The sequence below is a fragment of the Micromonospora arida genome, assembly GCF_042873195.1.
GTDB classification, from domain to species: Bacteria; Actinomycetota; Actinomycetes; order Mycobacteriales; family Micromonosporaceae; genus Micromonospora; species Micromonospora arida.
The window spans coordinates 713,410-731,245 of the sequence record NZ_JBIALC010000002.1 but is presented as its reverse complement, the minus strand read 5'-3'; the positions used below and the strand labels follow the sequence as shown (position 1 = coordinate 731,245).

18 protein-coding genes and 1 pseudogene are annotated in these 17,836 nt (G+C 71.0%); 9 read left to right on the top strand and 10 right to left on the bottom strand.

Going from position 1 to position 17,836, the window contains the following annotated elements; all coding sequences use genetic code 11:
• Positions 1–94: 94 nt before the first annotated feature.
• Both ACFYP0_RS10085 and ACFYP0_RS10080 read right to left on the bottom strand, forming a co-directional pair.
• Positions 95–970, bottom strand: a complete 876-nt coding sequence (locus ACFYP0_RS10085) for a patatin-like phospholipase family protein (protein WP_355502441.1) — start codon at positions 968–970, stop codon at positions 95–97.
• Positions 971–1,036: 66 nt separating this feature from the next.
• Positions 1,037–1,658, bottom strand: a pseudogene (locus ACFYP0_RS10080) (class I SAM-dependent DNA methyltransferase).
• 86 nt (positions 1,659–1,744) lie between these two features.
• On the opposite strand from ACFYP0_RS10080, the gene ACFYP0_RS10075 reads away from it, so the two are divergent.
• Positions 1,745–2,137 carry a VOC family protein gene (locus tag ACFYP0_RS10075; RefSeq protein ID WP_386995337.1) on the top strand — a complete coding sequence of 131 codons (393 nt, stop codon included), beginning with the start codon at positions 1,745–1,747 and terminating at the stop codon, positions 2,135–2,137.
• A 31-nt stretch (positions 2,138–2,168) separates the two neighbouring features.
• Entirely contained in the window at positions 2,169–2,717 is a 549-nt protein-coding gene (locus ACFYP0_RS10070; protein ID WP_355502446.1) for a DUF4240 domain-containing protein, read from the top strand.
• 90 nt (positions 2,718–2,807) lie between these two features.
• Here ACFYP0_RS10070 and ACFYP0_RS10065 read toward each other — a convergent pair whose 3' ends face one another.
• Positions 2,808–3,530: a methyltransferase domain-containing protein gene (locus ACFYP0_RS10065; RefSeq protein ID WP_355502449.1), complete on the bottom strand. Its 723-nt coding sequence runs from the start codon at positions 3,528–3,530 to the stop codon at positions 2,808–2,810.
• Between the two features lie 52 nt (positions 3,531–3,582).
• Complete coding sequence (locus tag ACFYP0_RS10060; protein ID WP_355502452.1) at positions 3,583–4,233, bottom strand: pyridoxamine 5'-phosphate oxidase family protein; 651 nt, start codon at positions 4,231–4,233, stop codon at positions 3,583–3,585.
• Positions 4,234–4,399: 166 nt separating this feature from the next.
• Here ACFYP0_RS10060 and ACFYP0_RS10055 point away from each other — a divergent pair, with 166 nt between their 5' ends.
• From ACFYP0_RS10055 to ACFYP0_RS10045, 3 genes are read left to right on the top strand one after another with little or no spacing between them, the layout of a single operon-like run.
• Positions 4,400–4,903 carry a DUF2231 domain-containing protein gene (locus ACFYP0_RS10055; RefSeq protein WP_355502455.1) on the top strand — a complete coding sequence of 168 codons (504 nt, stop codon included), beginning with the start codon at positions 4,400–4,402 and terminating at the stop codon, positions 4,901–4,903.
• A complete protein-coding gene (locus ACFYP0_RS10050; RefSeq protein ID WP_124857537.1) occupies positions 4,903–5,454 on the top strand; it encodes an Hsp20/alpha crystallin family protein in 552 nt (183 codons plus the stop codon). The genes ACFYP0_RS10055 and ACFYP0_RS10050 overlap by 1 nt, the downstream gene beginning before the upstream one ends.
• Positions 5,455–5,462: 8 nt before the next feature.
• Positions 5,463–6,569 carry a glycosyltransferase family 9 protein gene (locus ACFYP0_RS10045; protein WP_124857535.1) on the top strand — a complete coding sequence of 369 codons (1,107 nt, stop codon included), beginning with the start codon at positions 5,463–5,465 and terminating at the stop codon, positions 6,567–6,569.
• A gap of 1 nt (position 6,570) precedes the next feature.
• Here the strand turns inward: ACFYP0_RS10045 and ACFYP0_RS10040 are convergent, their stop codons facing one another.
• Entirely contained in the window at positions 6,571–7,449 is an 879-nt protein-coding gene (locus ACFYP0_RS10040) for a glycosyltransferase family 2 protein (protein WP_355502458.1), read from the bottom strand.
• Entirely contained in the window at positions 7,446–9,314 is a 1,869-nt protein-coding gene (rfaE2, locus tag ACFYP0_RS10035; RefSeq protein ID WP_355502461.1) for a D-glycero-beta-D-manno-heptose 1-phosphate adenylyltransferase, read from the bottom strand. Before rfaE2 ends, ACFYP0_RS10040 begins: the two co-directional genes overlap by 4 nt.
• Positions 9,315–9,484: 170 nt before the next feature.
• On the opposite strand from rfaE2, the gene ACFYP0_RS10030 reads away from it, so the two are divergent.
• Together ACFYP0_RS10030 and ACFYP0_RS10025 are read left to right on the top strand one after the other, a co-directional pair.
• Complete coding sequence (locus tag ACFYP0_RS10030; protein ID WP_355502464.1) at positions 9,485–10,027, top strand: type 1 glutamine amidotransferase domain-containing protein; 543 nt, start codon at positions 9,485–9,487, stop codon at positions 10,025–10,027.
• Positions 10,028–10,182: 155 nt separating this feature from the next.
• Complete coding sequence (locus ACFYP0_RS10025) at positions 10,183–11,859, top strand: MDR family MFS transporter (RefSeq protein ID WP_355502467.1); 1,677 nt, start codon at positions 10,183–10,185, stop codon at positions 11,857–11,859.
• A gap of 63 nt (positions 11,860–11,922) precedes the next feature.
• Here the strand turns inward: ACFYP0_RS10025 and ACFYP0_RS10020 are convergent, their stop codons facing one another.
• Entirely contained in the window at positions 11,923–12,555 is a 633-nt protein-coding gene (locus tag ACFYP0_RS10020; RefSeq protein ID WP_355502470.1) for a TetR/AcrR family transcriptional regulator, read from the bottom strand.
• 125 nt (positions 12,556–12,680) lie between these two features.
• Between ACFYP0_RS10020 and ACFYP0_RS10015 the strand changes: the two genes are divergently transcribed.
• A complete protein-coding gene (locus tag ACFYP0_RS10015) occupies positions 12,681–13,715 on the top strand; it encodes an aldo/keto reductase (RefSeq protein ID WP_355502473.1) in 1,035 nt (344 codons plus the stop codon).
• 34 nt (positions 13,716–13,749) lie between these two features.
• On the opposite strand, the gene ACFYP0_RS10010 is transcribed toward ACFYP0_RS10015, so the two are convergent.
• Positions 13,750–14,241, bottom strand: a complete 492-nt coding sequence (locus tag ACFYP0_RS10010; RefSeq protein ID WP_030334282.1) for an NUDIX domain-containing protein — start codon at positions 14,239–14,241, stop codon at positions 13,750–13,752.
• Between the two features lie 71 nt (positions 14,242–14,312).
• On the opposite strand from ACFYP0_RS10010, the gene ACFYP0_RS10005 reads away from it, so the two are divergent.
• Positions 14,313–15,947, top strand: a complete 1,635-nt coding sequence (locus tag ACFYP0_RS10005; protein ID WP_386995510.1) for a fatty acid--CoA ligase — start codon at positions 14,313–14,315, stop codon at positions 15,945–15,947.
• Between the two features lie 184 nt (positions 15,948–16,131).
• On the opposite strand, the gene ACFYP0_RS10000 is transcribed toward ACFYP0_RS10005, so the two are convergent.
• Both ACFYP0_RS10000 and ACFYP0_RS09995 read right to left on the bottom strand, forming a co-directional pair.
• Positions 16,132–17,142, bottom strand: coding sequence for an NADPH:quinone reductase (locus tag ACFYP0_RS10000; protein ID WP_355502476.1), 1,011 nt, complete (start codon positions 17,140–17,142; stop codon positions 16,132–16,134).
• Positions 17,143–17,170: 28 nt separating this feature from the next.
• Positions 17,171–17,824, bottom strand: coding sequence for an HAD family hydrolase (locus ACFYP0_RS09995; RefSeq protein WP_355502479.1), 654 nt, complete (start codon positions 17,822–17,824; stop codon positions 17,171–17,173).
• Positions 17,825–17,836: the final 12 nt, after the last annotated feature.

The following is a 17,836-nucleotide window of genomic DNA, read 5'->3' as shown; positions in this document are numbered from 1 at the left end:
GCTCGCAGAACGGAACTGGCCGTTGCTCGAGCCGCTGCGGTGGAGAGGGCGATGGGTGTCGTGTACGGAACGACGGCATGCGAAGGCCTGGGGGTCAGCCTCGCGCTTCCCGTCCCGGCGTTGTCTCCGCAAGCGCGGCGGCCACCCGGGGCGCCTCGCGTCGGCCCTGCTCGCGGGCTGCGGCCACGAGCGCGGGCACGACGGAGCGGTCCATCACTGTGGTCCCCTGCGCTCGTTTGGAGGCCGTGTCCCGGAGCAGCAACTCCACCCGGCGACCCGCTCCCAGCGCGGCGCGCTGCTTGTCGATGCGCGCCCAGGGCCCGATCGCGGCGGTGCTCGGCGCGAGGGCGATGACCGGGCCGTTTCCGGGGGCGAGGTCGAGGTTGAGGGTCGACCGCATGCCGCCGTCCATGTAGCGGCGGTCGCCGATGCTGACCGGGGCCGCGGAGATCGGCATGGCGCAGCTCGCGGCGACGGCGTCCACCAGGGGGACGCCGTCGTGCCGGGTGATGGTGCGGCTGTAGCCGGTCCCGGTGTCGACGACCACGATGCGAAGGTCCACGTCGTCCGGCCAGGCGTGGTTGGGCAGGCGGGCCTCGGCTGTCCGGCGCTGCCGGGACGGGTCGTCGATGCGCGCGGCGAGGGCGAGTCGACCGAGGCGGCGAGCGGCCTGCTCGGGGCTGCGCGCGAACAGTTGGGCCCGCGCGAGCCGAAGCAGGTGGAGCAGGCCGAGTGCGGGTGAGGTTTCGTGCGCAACGCCCCTGCGCTGGCGCTCGAAGAGTTCCGCGAGTGGGGTGCCACTGGTGAGCTGGGCGCTCACCACGGCACCAGAGCTGGTGCCGATGAGGGTGGCCTCCGGGGTCACGGTCACTCCCTCGTCCGCGAGCCCGGTGAGGATGCCGACCTCCCAGGCGATGCCGGCCACTCCACCGCCACCGAGCACCCAGACGGGTCGCGCGTCGTCCGTCATCAGTCCCCCACTCGGGTCGATACTGCTAACGCAGTTCGCAGTTAGGCTAGCAGGGATGACGGTGGATCAGGGCTGTCGTCGTCCGAGGATGATCCCGCCGAACCGGCTCTCCGCCGAGGTGACAGTGGTCTGCGAGTCGACGGTGAAGCCGCGCTCGCGCAGCCAGGCCGCCACCTCGGCTGGCTGTCGACGATGGACGTGCACGTTCATCGGGTGCCCGCCGTAGCCCTCGGTCTTGAGGGTCGTTTCGTCGCCCACGTGGAAGCCGAGCAGCAGGGGGCCACCGGGGCGCACCACCCGCCGGAAGTGCGCGAACACGACGGCGATCTGGTCGTCGGGGATGTGGATGAGGGAGTACCAGGCGACCAGGCCGGCGACCGAGCCGTCGGCCAGATCGAGGTCGGTCATCGAGCCGACCTCGAACCTCAGCTCAGGGTGGTCACGGCGGGCCACGGCGATCATCCCGGGCGACGCCGAGCGTGTGCAGGTGGGCGGTGATTCGCCCCGTCCCGCAGCCCACATCCGCGACCGGCCCGCCGCCGGCACCCTGCACGAGCTCGGCGAACGATGCCAGGGCGGCTCGTTCGTACGGTGCCTCCGCCAGGAGGTCACGGACCAGGTGCGCGTAGCTGACCGCGACGGTGTCGTAGGAAGTGCGGGTCGCTGTCAACCACTCGTCTACGGTCACGAGTCCAACGCTAATTCAGCGACATACTGTTGCCTGACCTTGCCGGACCGACAGTTTGGAGGCGTCCACCCGTGACTTCCGCACCGGTGATCGTGAGTCTGCCCATCTCCGACCGGGCTACCTCCTACCGCTTCTATCGCGACGGACTCGGCCTGGACGCCGTGGGCGAGTTGGCAGACGATGGCATCCCGGAGCCGTTGCAGTTCGTGGTCAACGACGGGCTGCGGCTGATGCTCATCCCGACCGGCGGCTTCAGTTGGGTTATCGGCCAGCACGAGGTCGCCCCGAGGGGCCAGAGCGAATGCCTGCTCAACCTTGGTGTCGCTGCCCCGACCGAAGTGGACGCGCTCGTCGAGCGGGCGCGCGCTGCCGGAGCCGAGATCATCACCGAGACGGCAGACCAACCCTGGGCGTACGCGGGCGTCTTCGCAGACCCTGACGGCCACTTGTGGATGGTGTCCGCCGATTCGGGGTCCTGAAACCGTCGGTGGTGGTGGTTACGGTCCGGCGGTGACCGTGACCACCGATGCCCCTGGGACGCTGCCCACCCCCGCCGACGAGGCCCGGCTGTGGGCACTCATCGAGGCGGCCTGGGCCGAGTTGGGCGCCGAGCCCTTGGTGCTGCGGCAGGCCCTCGTCGAGCGCGACCCCGCCGACGACGGCGACGACGACGGTCCGTCCTACGCGATCGACGCCTGGCTCGGTGCCTTCCTGGACCACCTCGGGCAGTTGACCGTCGAGCTGACCGGGCAGGAGTTGACGGATCTCGACCGGGTGGTGGAGCGCAAGCTGCACGACATCGATCGGGAGGACATCCACGAGGTGACCGACGGGTCGGACGACGGCTTCCTCTACGCGCGAGGCTTCATCGTGGCCCTGGGGCGGTCGTACTACGAGGCGGTTCTCGCCGACCCCGCGATGGCGTTGCTGGACGCCGACTGCGAAGGCATGTGCTACTTCTTCGCGCACCTGCACAACGACCGGTTCGGTTCCTGGCCGGAGACCGGCTCCGGGATCTCCCGGGAGTCGTTCGGCAACCCGGCCGGCTGGTCGGCCTGACCGGTGCCCGGTGAATCAGTCAGGGTCGTGCTGCGCGGCGGGGCTGCCTCCGTCGCCGGCCCACCCCGCCCCAGGTGATCGGCCGTAACCTCACGCCTTCTCAAGCACGATCAAGTGGTACTCCAGCCACCGCCGTGACAATCCAGCCTGCAACGCTGAACCGCCGATCATGTTGGCCCAGAATGGCATCTCGACAAGACGGTTGCGCAGCCGTGGAAGTAGGGCTGTGGCGCCGACAGCCAGCTTGATCACGCGGTCGCGGGGCCGTCCGAGGTGCAGGTACGGGGTGAGATCCAGGTCCTCGACCAGGCGCAAGCCGGCGCGCTCAGACATGGCGACCAGCTCGGCCACGGTATGCAAGCTTCCGACACGCCAGCCGGCGCGGAACTGGTCGAGACAACGCTCCCCAGCGGCGAGCCCGCGATCCTTCTCGGTCGCCCAGTCGTCGCACAGGATGAGGCGACCTCCAGGGCGCAACCGGTCCACCAGGGACGGGATCAGGTTCTCCAGCGACGGCGAGTGAACGACCGCCTCCACCGCGACCATCGCGTCGTAGTGCGGTTCCGCGGGCAGCTCGGCGAAGTCGGCACAGATCACGTCACAGCGGTCGGTCAGTCCTTCGCGGTCGAACCGCTTCGCTGCGATCTCGGCCTGCACTCGGCTGATGGTCACCCCGGAGACGAACCCGTCCACCTCGCGGGCCAGGCGAACCATCGTCCCGCCGACACCACAGCCAAGGTCAAGCACCCTTGCGCTTCCCGCAGGGACGTGCCCGCGCAAACGCTCGATCATGAGGCGGTTGACGGTGTCCATGGCCGCTGCCGTGTTCGCCACGTCCGGCGTCCACACGCCACGATGGATGGCGTCACTGCCTGGGCTCTCGGCAACCAGGAGGAACCGAGACGTAGATCTTGGTGGCGTACGTCGGGCCGTAGTGCCGTTCCAGGTCTTCGAGGCTCTCCGTCGGGGCCTCGACCTCCTTGATCAGGCGTGCCCGGGACGGCAGTGCCTCGGGCTGCCACGTCTCCGGCCGCCACAGCGCGGACCGCAGGAACGCCTTCGCGCAGTGGTAGAAGATCTGCTCGATCTCCACCACCACGGCGAGCACCGGCCGGTGCCCCTTGACCACCATGTCGTCGAACCAGGGCGCGTCGCTGACCAGGCGGGCCCGCCCGTTGATGCGCAGCGTGTCGGTCCGCCCGGGGATCAGGAAGAGCAACCCGATGTGCGGGTTGTCGAGGATGTTGCGGTAGCCGTCGGCCCGCCTGTTGCCGGGGCGCTCGGGCAGCGCGATGGTCGTGTCGTCCAGCACCAGGGCGAACCCGGCCGGGTCGCCCTTCGGTGAGACGTCGCAGCTGCCGTCCGCCCCGGCCGTGGCCATCAGACAGAACGGCGAGGCGCCGAGCCACTCGCGGTCCCGTGCGTGCAGCCGGGTGCGTTCCTTGCTGGCGGCCCGCGCGTTCGGCACGCCGAGAAGCTCGCGCAACTCCTCGTGCGATGTGATCTCCACCGTCACGTTGATCCTCCCTCAGCCGTTGACCTGGTGGCGGGCACCACCGTCGTCAGCCTAGGCCGCAGTGACCAGCGCGAGGTTTGTGCCTGGTCTCCGTGGGTACGGCCTCACCCGACGCGCTCGCCGTACGAGACCGTTCCGCAGGACGCCGACCAGTGGAGGCCGGGAGATGGAGAGCCGACTCAAGGTACTGGGTCACCCAGTCCACCCGATGCTGGTCATGTTCCCGGTCGCACTGCTGGTCACGGCGGTGCTGTTCGACGTGGTGGACACCGTCGGCGGTCCCGATTTCCTCGGCGAGGTCGCGTACTGGAACATCACCGTCGGCCTGATCGGCGGCCTGCTCGCCGCGGCGGCCGGCTCGTTCGACCTGCTGGCGATCCCGACCGGGACCCGCGCCAAGCGGGTGGGTCTGCTGCACGCGGGCGCCAACGTCGCCGTGATCCTGCTCTTCGCCGCCGTGTGGGCGGTACGGCTCAACGCGGATTCCCGGGCCGCCGGTGGGGCGTTGATCGCCATCGAGGTGGTCGCGGTGGCGATTCTCGGCATCAGCGCCTGGCTCGGTGGTGAGCTGGTCGACCGGCTCGGTGTGGGAGTCGACCGTGACGCCGGCCTGGACGCGCCCAGCTCGCTACGGCCATCCGCGGCCGCCAAGCGGATCGGAGAGGTGTGATGAGCGAGCAGCAGTTTGGCGGCTTCGGCCGGGGGTGGCGCGGCGGCCGGCAGCAGGGCTGGGACCCGATGGGGGAGTTGCAGTCGCTGCGCTCCGAGTTGAGTCGCCTGGTCGGTGGTCGCGGCGGGGCGTCCGACGTCGAGTTGACCGAGACCTCGGACGGCTGGGAGGTCGTCGTCCGGTTGCCCGGGGTGGCGCCGGAGGAGGTGGCCGTCGAGTTGGACGACCGCGAGTTGTGCGTGCGGGCCCGCTCGGAGGCGGAGGTCAACGCCGACCACGGCATCCCCGGGGGCTTCGAGACGCGCGGCTTCGAATACCGGGTCAACCTGCCGGCGCGGGTCGACCCCGACACCATCGACGCGGTGATGGACCACGGCCTGCTCCGGGTGCGGCTGCCGCGGGCGACCCGGCCCGCGCCGCGCACCATCACCGTCGGCCGCACCGGGCCGCGCTCCGGTGACCTCTCCGGGGGTACGCCGATGCCAGCCGATCCCGCAGCGGACCGGGAGCTGCACCGCCCGGACACCGCCGGCGAGATCGACCGGCCGTAGCGGGTCGGGTGGTCACCCCGTCCGTGCTCGGTCCGACCGCCGAGCGCCTTCCCGACGTGCGGCGGATCGCCGTGCTGCGCGCCAACGCGCTCGGTGACTTCATCTTCGCCCTGCCGGCGCTGGACGCGCTGCGCAGCGCGTACCCCTCGGCGGAGATCGTGCTGCTCGGGGCGCCGTGGCACGCGAAGCTCTGGCGCGACCGGCCCGGCCCGGTGGATCGGGTGCTGGTGGTGCCGCCGGCACCCGGCATCCGTACGCCGGAGCCGGGTGAGCCGGAGTCGTCGATGGACGACTTCGTGGCCGCTGCCGCCGGTGCGGAATTCGACGTGGCGGTGCAGATCCACGGCGGGGGTGCCAACTCCAACCCGCTGATCAGTCGGCTCGGTGCCCGGTTGACCGTCGGCCTGCGCGCCGACGACGCGCCCCCGCTGGACCGGTGGCTGCGCTACGTCTACTACCAGCACGAGGTGATCCGCTACCTGGAGGTGGTGGCGCTGGCGGGAGCGCCGGCCACCACCATCACGCCGACGCTGGCGGTGACCGACGCCGACCGGGCCGAGGCCGCCGAGGTGCTCGGCCCGGCAGGCCGTCCCCGGGTGGCGTTGCACCCGGGTGCCACCGACACCCGCCGCCGCTGGCCCGCCGAGCGCTTCGCCGAGGTGGCCCGTGCGCTGCACGAGGACGGCTACGAGGTGCTGGTCACCGGCACGCCCTCCGAGCAGGAGGTGGTGGACCGGGTCGTCGCTGCGGCGCAGGTGCCGGTGCGTCCACAGGTGGGCACGCTCAGCCTGGGTGGGCTGGTCGGCTGCTACGCCGACTGCGCGTTGGTCGTCTCGAACGACACCGGCCCGCTGCACCTGGCCGCCGCGGTGGGCGCGCCCACGGTGGGCATCTTCTGGGTCGGCAACCTGATCAACGGTGCCAGCCCGCTGCGGGGTCGGCACCGGCCGATCAGCTCGTGGACGGTGCACTGCCCGGTCTGCGGGGTCGACTGCACACCGGGGATCTATCCGCATCGGCCCGGCGACGGTGAGTGCCCGCACCGGGACTCGTTCGTGACCGACGTACCGGTGATCGAGGTGCTGGAAGCCGCCCGGGAGTTACTCACCCCGTAGGTCAGGCCGGCTGTGGGGTGTCCTCGTCGGCGAGGACGACCTCCCACGCCTCGACGTCCCGGTCGGTGACCGTGGTGGGGGACTCCAGGTGGTACGCGCCGCTGGGCAGGATGCCCGCGCCGCCGTAGCGGGACAACACGGCAAGCTGCGCGGCCACATCCTCGCCCTGGTGCTTCTCCTGCACCCGACGCCAGAAGTCGAAGCCGCCAGCGTCGACGAGCTTGGCCCGGTCGTAGAGCACACACCCGCCGATCCAGGACACCTTGTACGCCCGCCACGCGCCCGGCGGCAGCGCCAACTGTTCGGTGATGTGCAGCAGGTTCGCGGCCGAGTGGATCCGGGCGCGGTCCCACTCCGGGGTGGCGGGTCGGATCCGCTCCGGTGTGGGCGGGCCGGCCCACTCCTCGTAGTGGCCGTGCGATTCCGGCCGTACGTCGTCGGTATACGAGAGCCCGTGCACGCCGTTGCCGACGAACCCGCAGCCCAGCTCACCGATCGCGGTGACCAGTCGGTGCAGCGCACCCGGTTCCAGCCAGATGTCGTCGTCGAGGCTGAGGACGTACCGGGCGGCCGAGGCGGCGAGCAGGTACGCCCGGTGTTCGGCCAACCCCCGTCGGGGCAGCCGGCGGGTCAGCAGCACCGGGTGGCCCCGGTGACGCAGCGCCCGGACCATGGTGGCCGCGGCGGGATGCGTGTACGCCGGGTCCCCGTCGGACTGATCGCTGACGACCACGCCGAAGCCGGGTACCCCGTCCTGGGCGGCGAGCCCGCCCAGGGTGACGGCCAGCTCGGCGGGTCGGTTCCGGGTCGGAATCAGCACGTCCACCAGCCGGTCGGCGCGGAACTTCGCCGGGGTGCCGAGGTCGAGGGGGCGGTTCACGACGCCTGGGTGCGGGTGCGCAGCGACGGGTCGGGCTCCCGGTCGTCGATGTGCGGCGACGGGTCGGGCTCCCGGTCCTCGACGTGTGGCGACGGGTCCTGGCTGTGCGACCGGATCCGCTCGATGATCGCGGAGGTGGACCGGTCCGGCACGTACCCCAGGGTGCGCACCTGGCCGCCCAGTCGGCGCACCAGCGGCGCCTCCGGCACCAGCTCCGGCGGATAGTCGCCGCCCTTGACGTACACGTCTGGTCGGACCGCCTCGATCAGCGCGGCCGGTGAGTCCTCCTCGAAGACCACCACGTGGTCCACGCAGGCGAGTGCGGCGAGCAGGGCACCCCGGTCCTCGACCGGGTTGACCGGCCGGTCCGGGCCCTTCAGCCGTCGTACGCTGCCGTCCGAGTTGACCGCCACGATGAGCAGATCGCCCAACGCGCGGGCCTGCTCCAGGTAGCGCACATGCCCGCGATGCAGCACGTCGAAGCAGCCGTTGGTGAAGACCACCGACCGTCCCGCCTCGCGGTACTCGGCGACGATCGCGTCCAACTCGTCGCCGCTGACCAGCGCGGGGTGGCTCGTGCTGTCGGTTGGCTGGTCCAGCGCGGCGAGCAGGTCGTCCCGTCGGCAGACGCAGGTGCCGGTGTCCGAGACGGTGATGGTGGCCGCGAGTTGGGCGAGTTGGGCAGCGGTGGGCAGGGGAGCGTCGGCGGCCAGGGCCAACGTCATCGCCGCCAGGTACGCGTCGCCGGCACCCACGGCGTGGCTTGCCGGCACCGGAGTGCTGTGGCTGCGTCGTGGCTCCCCGTCGGCGCCGCCGACCACCGCGCCCTCGGTGTCCAGGGTCACCGCGACCACGTCGGCACCGGTGTGCGCGCGCAGTTCGGCCAGCCGCGACCTGGCCAGGACGGCCCGGTCGACGCCCTCTCCGGCCCTGGTGTTCACTGTGACGCCGGTGCCGGTGACGCTGAGCCCGTCACCGGTGAGGGCGACCCGTCCCTCGCCCGGGGTGGGCTCGCCGACCGGCCCCGGACGGTCGGCCCGGGTCAACTCGGCGGCGGTGTCGTCGGCGCGTACCGCCCCCGGGGCCGCGCCGACGGTCATCTCGGACGGCCCGTCGACGGGGTCGCCGTCGGGGTGTTCCAGGTGCAGTTCGGTCCCGCCCGTCGGTCGGGTCGTACCGCCCGCGCGGGCCAACAGCCGGGTCGCCTCGGCGAAGCTGGGGGTGACCACGGTCGGCGCGAGGCCCCGCCAGTCGGCCAGGTCGTGGGCGTCCAGCGCGACTGTGGCGTACCGCTGGCGGTTCTCGACCAGCCACGCCCGGACCGGCGCGGGCAGCGCGCCCAGGCCGTAGTCGCAGACCACCAGGGTCGGCGCCTCTCCACCGGCGGCGGCGCGCAACTCCTCGGTGGCGCAGCTCAGGGCGGTGAGCAGCCGGCTCACCCCTTCGTGGTCCAGCGCGTCCTCCGGGTCGCCGGAGTCCTCACGCAGCAGGATCTGGTTGCCGGCCAACATCCGCCGCTTGACGGGGGTGGGTCGCCCGGGCTGGTTGACAGTGCGGTCCCAGACACTCGCGCGGTCCAGGCAGTCGTGCAGTTCGTCCCCGGCGACGTCGGCGCCGACCGGTGCCACCAGCACCGCCCGGCCGCCGAGGGCGGCGACGTTGACGGCGGTGTTCGCGGCCCCACCGGCGGCGGAGATTCGCCGGCGCAGGGTGAGGACCGGGGCGGGCGCCTCCCGGCAGAGTCTGTCGGAGTCGGCGAACCGCCATTCGTCCAACATGGCGTCACCGACGATCAGGACCGGGCGTCCGAGCCAGCTCTCCACGACGGTGGCGAACCGGCGCTGCTCCGCTGCTGCTCCTGCCATGCCTCCCCGGGTCCCCAGCGGCCTGGCGGACAAACCTGCGCGCCGACCGGTCCCGCCGCTGGTCAGGCGGCTCCTGACCGGTCCTCACCGGTCCGAACCTGTCCGACCTGTTTCGGGCGTTCGAGGGCGGGAAGGGGATTGCGGTACCCCCGGAAAGGAGATGTACCGAGATGGCATCGACATTGCAGGGCAAGCGGATCGCCTTCCTGGCCGCCGACGGCGTCGAGGAGATCGAGTACGTCCAGCCACGCGAGGCGGTCGAGAACGCCGGCGCGACGGCCGAGCTGGTCTCGCTGAAGTCCGGTTCCATCCAGTCCTTCAACCACCTGGACCACTCCAAGACGTACGACGTGGACGTCACCGTCGACAAGGCCGACGCCGCCGGCTACGACGCGTTGGTGCTGCCCGGAGGGGTGGCGAACCCGGACTTCCTGCGGGGCGACCCGGACGCGGTGCGGTTCGTGAAGGCGTTCTTCGACGCGGGCAAGCCCGTCGGGGTGATCTGTCACGGCCCATGGACGCTGATCGAGGCGGACGTGGTGCGCGGCCGGCGGATCACCTCCTGGCCGACCCTGCGTACCGACCTGACCAACGCCGGAGCCACCTGGGTGGACGAGGAGTGCGTCACCGACGGCAACCTGACCAGCAGCCGCAAACCCGACGATCTCCCCGCCTTCTGCGCGGCAATCACCAAAACTTTCACCACCCCCTAACGGCCCCTCCCCTTTCGCCCGGTGATCAAGAGGTTCGCGTCAGGAATGCGGTGCGTCATGACGCAAACCTCTTGATCACCGCCAGGGTGCGTGAGAGGGGGTTGGTTTTTTGGTGGTTCGGCGCATGTTCTGCGGCTCGCGGGATAGAAGGCCACATGACCACCGAAGCCTCAGATGCGCCGGTGCTGAACCGTCAGCAGATCCGGCTGCTCATGTTGGGTCTGATGACCGGCATGCTGCTGGCCGCACTCGACCAGACCATCGTTGGTACGGCGCTGCCGACAATCGTTGGCGAGCTGGGCGGGATCAACCACTACTCCTGGGTGGTCACCGCGTACCTGCTCGCCTCGACCGCGTCGACGCCGCTCTACGGCAAGATGGCCGACCTGTACGGGCGTCGGCCGGTCTTCCTCTTCTCGATCGGCACGTTCCTGCTCGGGTCGTTGCTGGCCGGTCTGTCGCAGAACATGACCCAGCTGATCGTCACCCGGGGTATCCAGGGTCTCGGTGCCGGTGGTCTGCTGACGCTCGCGTTCACCATCATCTCGGACGTGGTGTCACCCCGGGAGCGTGGGCGGTACCAGGGCCTGTTCGGCGCGGTCTTCGGGATCTCGTCGGTCGCCGGGCCGCTGGTGGGCGGTTACTTCGCGGAGACCGACTGGCGGTGGATCTTCTACATCAACGTGCCGCTGGCGATCCTGGCCATCGTCGTCTGCTACCACGTGATGCGGTTGATCCCGTTCGAACGTCGGGACCACTCGATCGACTGGCTCGGCGCCGGCCTGCTGGTGGCCGGGGTGAGTTCGCTGCTGCTCGCGCTGAGCTGGGGTGGCAACGAGTACGCCTGGGGCTCCGGCGTGATCATCGGGCTCTTCGTGGCCGGCGTGGTGCTGGGGGTGCTCTTCGTCCTCCAGGAGGCCCGGGTGGCCGAGCCGATCCTGCCGCTGCGGCTGTTCCGCAGCGCCACCTTCGCGTTGGCCAACTCGGCCCTGCTCATCATCGGTCTGGTGATGTTCGGTTCGATCATCTTCATCCCGCTGTACCTGCAGATCGTGAAGGGCGCCTCGCCGACCCGTAGCGGTCTGCTGATGCTGCCGATGATGGCCGGCATCATCATCACCTCGATCCTGACCGGCCGCGCGATGACCCGGATCGGCCGCTACAAGTGGTTCCCGGTGGCCGGTTCGGCGACCCTCCTGGTCGGCATGTTCCTCTTCACCCAGTTGGAGGTGGCCACCTCGCTCTGGGTGGCGTTCGGGTACATGGTGGTGATCGGTGTCGGGCTGGGTCTGTGTATGCAGTCGCTGATCCTGGCGGTACAGAACGCGGTCTCGATACGCGACCTGGGTGCCGGCACATCCTCGGCGACCTTCTTCCGGTCGCTGGGCGGTTCGTTCGGGGTGGCGATCCTCGGCACGGTGCTCTCGTCCCGGCTGACCAGCGGACTCGCCGACCGGTTGCCCGGCGCGATCGCGCAGCTCCCGCCCCAGGAGCAGGCCGCTGTGGCGGCGAGTGGCGGCGCCAACATCTCGATCAACGATCCGGCCACCATCCTGGCCCTGCCGGGGCCGGTGCGCGCGGCCATCCAGGGCGCCTTCGTCGACGCGCTGGACATGGTCTTCCTGACCGCCGGCCTGATCGCGATCGTGGCGGTGGTGGTCACCCTGACGCTTCCCAACACGCAGCTTCGGGGTGCCGGCCCGAAGGGTGCCACCGGTGGCGCCGACCCGCTCGGCGGAGAGGCCCCGGCTCCGGGCGGCAAGCCGTTGACCCGCGAGTCGAAGGAGGAGGCCGCCGCCGACATGGAGGCCAAGTCCCAGACGATGATCTGAGTGTCTCGACACCGACCGCCCCGGACCGCTCCGGGGCGGTCGGTGTCAGTCGGGCCCAGGTGGTCAGGCGGGGCGGCGGTAGGCGCCGTACCACCAGGTCGCGGCCAACTCCCGGGCCGCTGCCGCGTCGGTCTCGGGGTCGGCCGAGGTCGTGCCGACGTGGTCGGCGAGGAAGCGGTCGCCGCCGATCACGATCAGCCGGCTGGCCGTCGTCACGTCCAGGTCGGCGGGGGTACGCCCGGCCTGCTGCTCGATCCGGAGCGCGTCGATGGTGCGGGCCACGAACTGCTCCAGCCCGGCCGCCCAGTACTCCCGGACCGCCTCGTCGTACGCGGCGACCTCGCTGATCGCGGCCAGCACCGGGGCGTACGTCCGGTATATCCGGATCACGTCGGCGAAGACCTCGGTCAGTCGCGCGAGCGGGTCGCCGGGGCCGCCCGGGTCCCATTCGCCGGTGCGGTCGAACGAACTCTCCCGCATGGTGCCGGCGAGGCGCATGAGCAACTCGGTCTTGTCCCGGAAGTGGGTGTAGAAGGTCGACCGCGCCACGCCGGCCTCGGCGGCGATCCGCTGCACGCCGAGGTCGGTGAACCGGATCCCCTCCTTCAGGAGCCGTTCGGTGGCCCCCAGCACCCGCGCTTCGACGGCAGCGCGTCCGTCGGGGTTGCGCGGGCGGCGGCGGGTGATCGAGGGCATAGCCGGAATCCTAGGTGGCCGGGGGTCGGCTCGGCGACGTACGCTCGTTGCCGGACACAGTGTCCGACATAGTGACCACGGAGTGCCTGACCTCGGCCTCCGACCCACCACGAGGAGCAACACACGTGAAGTACCGACTGCTGGGCACCACCGGGGTGTACGTCTCGGAGATCTCGCTCGGCGCGATGACCTTCGGCGGCAGCGGGCACCCGCTCTGGGGCACCCTGGGTGGGCTGGCGCTGCCCGAGGTGCAGCGGCTGGTGGACACCGCGCTGGACGCGGGCGTCAACTTCGTCGACACCGCCGACGGCTACAGCGACGGCGAGAGCGAGGAACTGCTCGGCAAGGCGCTCGGCAAGCGGCGTCGCGACGTCGTACTGGCGACGAAGGTGCACTCCCGGACGGGCCCCGGCCCGAACGACGTCGGCACCTCCCGGCTGCACATCATGCAGAACCTGGAGGACAGCCTGCGCCGACTGGGCACCGATCACATCGACCTGTACCAGATCCACAACTTCGACCAGATCACTCCCATGGAGGAGATGCTGCGCGCGCTCGACGACGCGGTCCGGCAGGGCAAGGTCCGCTACATCGGCGCCGCCAACTTCGCCGCCTGGCAGATCTCCAAGGCGCTGGGAATCTCCGCCCGGGAGAAGTTGGCCGGGTTCGTCTCGGTGCAGGAGTACTACTCCCTGCTGGGCCGGGACGTGGAGCGCGACGTGGTGCCGATGGCGCTCAACGAGGGTGTCGGGATGACCGTCTGGAGCCCCCTCGCCGGTGGTTTCCTCTCCGGCAAGGTCAGCCGGGACGGTGCCGTCGCCGACAGTGGCGCGCGTAGCGCCCAGCCCGGGTACGCCAGCTTCACCCCGTTCGACCCGGAGCACGCCTTCGGCGTGGTCGACGTGCTCAAGGGTGTCGCCGAGCGGCACGAGGTGAGCCCGGCCCGGGTGGCGGTCGCCTGGCTGCTGTCCCGACCCGCCGTGACCAGCGTGATCGTCGGTGCCCGCAAGCACGAGCAGTTGGTCGACAACATCGCCGCCTCGGATCTCACGCTGACCGAGCAGGACCTCACCGAGCTGGACGAGGCCACCAAGCTGCCGGTCGCGTACCCGAACTGGATCCAGGAAGGGTTCTTCGCCGGGCTCCGCCTGCCGCAGTGAGGCACGGCCCGGGGTCGGAGGCTCCGGGGCCGCCCTACTTGAGGATGAGCCGGTTGGTCTGCTCGAAGACGTCCAGGTCGGCAAGTGTCTCGATGACCGAGGTGGAGAGTGGGGCGGGAAACCGGTCGCGGGCGAAGAAGCCGGCGTCGGTGGTCTCGTCGGTGACCCGGGCCAACTGCCCGTCCCACTCCTCCACCTTGAACGCCGTCGTGAACACCTGGTACGTGTGCCCGTACATGTTGGTGCTCGTCCGGTCCGGGCCGGTGTAGAGGGCGAACGCGCAGACCCGCAGCGCGCGCAGCCCGGTCTCCTCACGGACCTCGCGTACGGCGCAGTCGGCGATCGACTCGCCCAGCTCCATCGCGCCGGCGGGCATGGCCCACTGGCCGTTGTCCGAGCGTTTGATCAGCAGAATGCGCCCGGCGTCGTCGTTCACCACGGCACGGGCGCCGACGAACATCAGCGTCCGGTCCCCGGCGAGCGCGCGCAACTGCCCCACGTATGAGTCGGCCCAGGAGATGCTCACCTGCGACAACTTACGGGGGTTCCCAACGTGTGACCGCCGACACTAGCTTGTTACCCATGCGTAGCACGATGATGGACGCCCCTCTGCAGATCTCCCGGATCCTCGACCACGGTGCACTGGTGCACGGCACGGCCGAGGTGGTCACCTGGACGGGCGCCGAACCCCGCCGGATGACGTACGCCGAGGTGGGCCGCGCCGCCGCCCGGCTGGCACACGGGCTGCGCGACGAGTGTGGGGTGACCGGCGACGAGCGGGTCGCGACCTTCATGTGGAACAACAACGAGCACCTGGTCGCCTACTTCGCGGTGCCGAGCATGGGCGCGGTGCTGCACACGCTCAACATCCGGCTCTTTCCCGACCAGGTCGTCTACATCGCCAATCACGCCGAGGACCGGGTGGTCCTCGTCGACAGCACGCTGATCCCGCTGCTGGCCCGGGTGATCGGTGAACTGACCACCGTGCGGCACGTCGTGGTGGTCGGCGGTGGTGACCCGGCGCCGCTGGTGGGCGCGGCCGGCGACCGGATCACTGTGCACCACTGGGACACGTTGCTCGCCGACCGGCCCGACACGTACGACTGGCCCGAGGTGGACGAGCGCGACGCCGCAGCGCTCTGCTACACCTCGGGCACCACCGGCAACCCGAAGGGCGTGGCCTACTCGCACCGGTCGATCTATCTGCACTCGTTGCAGGTCTGCATGCCGGAGGGTTTCGGCCTCGGCCCGACCGACCGCGAGTTGGCCATCGTGCCGATGTTCCACGCCATGTCCTGGGGCCTGCCCTACGCGGCCTTCCTCTCCGGCGCGTCGCTGATCATGCCGGACCGGTTCCTCCAGGCCGCGCCGATCGCCGAGATGATCGCCGCCGAGCGGCCCACCCTGGCCGGCGCGGTGCCGACCATCTGGACCGACCTGCTGGCCTACCTGGACACCCACGACGTGGACACGTCCTCGCTCGGTGAGGTGATCGTCGGCGGGTCGGCGTGCCCGCCGGCGCTGATGCACGCGTTCGACGAGCGGCACGGAATCGACGTCATCCACGCCTGGGGGATGACCGAGATGTCGCCGCTGGGGTCGGTCTCGCATCCACCCGCCGGTGCGACCGGTGAGCAGGCCTGGCGCTACCGCTACAGCCAGGGGCGGGTGCCGGCGGGCGTGCAGGCGCGGATCGTCGGCCCGTCGGGCGACCCGATGCCCGCCGACGGCACGGCCGTGGGTGAGCTGGAGGTCCGAGGGCCGTGGGTGACCGCCCGGTACGTCGGTGACGACGCCCCGGACGAGGAGAAGTTCCGCGACGGCTGGCTGCGTACCGGCGACGTGGGCACCCTCTCGCCGGACGGGTACATCAACCTGACCGACCGCGCCAAGGACGTGATCAAGTCCGGTGGTGAGTGGATCTCGTCGGTGGAGTTGGAGAACGCGCTGATGGCCCACCCGGCGGTGCTGGAGGCGTGCGTGGTGGGGGTCCCGGACGAGCGCTGGGACGAACGTCCGCTGGCAACGGTGGTGGTCCGGGAGGGCGCTTCGGTGACCGCCGAGGAGTTGCGGGACTTCCTGGCCGGGTCGGTGGCGCGCTGGCAGTTGCCCGAGCGCTGGGCGTTCATCGACACGGTGCCGAAGACGAGTGTCGGCAAGTTCGACAAGAAGGTCGTCCGTTCGCGGTACGCCGGGGGCGAGCTGAGTGTCCGGGAGCTGACAGCCCCGTAACGTTTTCCCGGGCACTGTCGCCTGTTGGGGCGGGAGTACTCCTGAACCCTCCCCAGGGGCGGCCCCGGCGTTCGCACCGCGCCGGGGCCGCCCGCTCCACACGGGGTGACCCGCACCGTCATTGTTGCGAAAGTTGTTCGCCTCTGTCCTGCTGACGGGGAAATCGGGTGGTCAGCGACCCCGATCAGGCGTCGCTGGTGGTGATGAGCACCTTGCCCACAGTCGAGTCCTCCACCGCCTGGTGGGCTGCGGCCGCCTCCGCCAGCGGGTAGTAGTGCAGCGGCAGACCGGCGTCCGCGCCGACCCGGATGCCGCCCTGGCTGGCCGCCGCCGCCACGTCCTTCACGCCCTGCGCCTTGGCCGCCTTCGGCTCGGTGTAGACCAGGACGAACTGCCAGCGGGCGTTCGGCGCCATCATCGCCCGGATCGGGATGCTCACCTCGTCCCCGCCGTTGTCGGCGTACATGCAGACCGCGCCGCCGTGCCGCAGCACCCGTACGTCGACCGAGGCGTTGCGGGCGGGGGAGACCTCCACGATCGTGTGGACCCCGTCGGGGGCGATCTTGTGGACCTCCTCGACCACGTCCTGCTCCCGATAGTTGATCACGAAGGAGGCGCCGGCCGAGGCCGCGAGCTGGGCCTTCTCCGCGCTGCTCACCGTGGCGATCACCGTGGCGTCGGCCCACCGGGCGAGCTGGATCGCGGCGTTGCCGACCGCGCCCGCGCCGCCCTGCACCAGCACCGTGTGATCCGCCAGCGCGCCGGCCCGCAGCGTGTCCGGCATGAACTCGCCAGCGGTCAGACAGCGGTGCGCGGTGAGGAACGGGATGCCCAGGGCGGCACCCAGCTCGAACGGAGCGGGGCCGAGACGCACCGCCTGCCGGACCGGCACCAGCGTGTACTCCGCCGTCGTGCCCCACGGTCGCTGCCAGGCGGCCTCCCAGACCCACACCCGCTCGCCGATCAGGTCGGGGTCGACCCCCTCGCCGACCGCCTCGACCACCCCCGCGCCGTCCTGCCCGGGGATCTGCCACCCGTTCGGCGGGGCGTTGCGGCGGGACTTCCAGTCGGTCGGGTTCACCCCGGAGACCGCCATCCGCACCAGGACCTCGCCCGCATCCGGCTCGGGCACCGGCCGGTCGACCAGATCGAGCACCGAAGGGTCGCCGTTGCGCTCGTACACGATGGCCTTCATCCGTGGTCTCTACCCGGCTCGACCCGGGTCAACCCAGCTCGTCCACCAGCTCCGGGGTCAGCTCACCGATCGCGTTCAGCGTCGCCACCGCCAGCCCGGCGGCGTCCGGATCGAGCGGGTACGAGCCATGCGGCACCGCCACCACCCGCATCCCCGCCGCCGCGGCGGAACGCACCCCGTTGGACGAGTCCTCCACCGCCGCACAGCGGGTCGGGTCGACGCCGAGGCGCTGCGCCACGCTCAGGTACACGTCCGGTGCGGGCTTGCCCCGCTCGGTCTGTTCGGTGGAGAGGGTCGCGCCGAACGCGTCGGTCAGGCCGGTCGCCGCCAGCGCCGCCTCGATCAGCCGCGTCGGTGACGAACTGGCCAACCCGAGCGGCCACCGCGCGGCCAGCCGGCGGACGACCTGGTCGGCGCCGTCGATGAGGGGTACGTGGTCCCGGTAGCGGCGGGTCATCTCCTCGACCACCTCGACGGCGACCTGCTCGGCGGTGCGGTCGACGCCCAGCTCACCGCTGAGGTAGTGGGCCCACTCGCCGGTGCTCATCCCCATGAGCCGGCGTTGCGTGTCCGGTTGCCACGTCCCGCCGTGCGCCGCCACGTACGCCCGGCGGACCTCCTCCCACACCGGCTCGGAATCCACGATCACGCCGTCCAGGTCGAAGACCACCGCATCCGTCACGGGCCCATCCTG

What these genes read in the sequence shown, in the direction of transcription:
- ACFYP0_RS10085 (WP_355502441.1), bottom strand. Translation starts at nt 970, where the DNA reads ATGACGGACGACGCGCGACCCGTCTGGGTGCTCGGTGGCGGTGGAGTG.
- ACFYP0_RS10065 (WP_355502449.1), bottom strand. Translation starts at nt 3,530, where the DNA reads ATGGACACCGTCAACCGCCTCATGATCGAGCGTTTGCGCGGGCACGTC.
- ACFYP0_RS10055 (WP_355502455.1), top strand. Translation starts at nt 4,400, where the DNA reads ATGGAGAGCCGACTCAAGGTACTGGGTCACCCAGTCCACCCGATGCTG.
- ACFYP0_RS10050 (WP_124857537.1), top strand. Translation starts at nt 4,903, where the DNA reads ATGAGCGAGCAGCAGTTTGGCGGCTTCGGCCGGGGGTGGCGCGGCGGC.
- rfaE2 (WP_355502461.1), bottom strand. Translation starts at nt 9,314, where the DNA reads ATGGCAGGAGCAGCAGCGGAGCAGCGCCGGTTCGCCACCGTCGTGGAG.
- ACFYP0_RS10030 (WP_355502464.1), top strand. Translation starts at nt 9,485, where the DNA reads ATGGCATCGACATTGCAGGGCAAGCGGATCGCCTTCCTGGCCGCCGAC.
- ACFYP0_RS10025 (WP_355502467.1), top strand. Translation starts at nt 10,183, where the DNA reads ATGACCACCGAAGCCTCAGATGCGCCGGTGCTGAACCGTCAGCAGATC.
- ACFYP0_RS10020 (WP_355502470.1), bottom strand. Translation starts at nt 12,555, where the DNA reads ATGCCCTCGATCACCCGCCGCCGCCCGCGCAACCCCGACGGACGCGCT.
- ACFYP0_RS10005 (WP_386995510.1), top strand. Translation starts at nt 14,313, where the DNA reads ATGGACGCCCCTCTGCAGATCTCCCGGATCCTCGACCACGGTGCACTG.
- ACFYP0_RS10000 (WP_355502476.1), bottom strand. Translation starts at nt 17,142, where the DNA reads ATGAAGGCCATCGTGTACGAGCGCAACGGCGACCCTTCGGTGCTCGAT.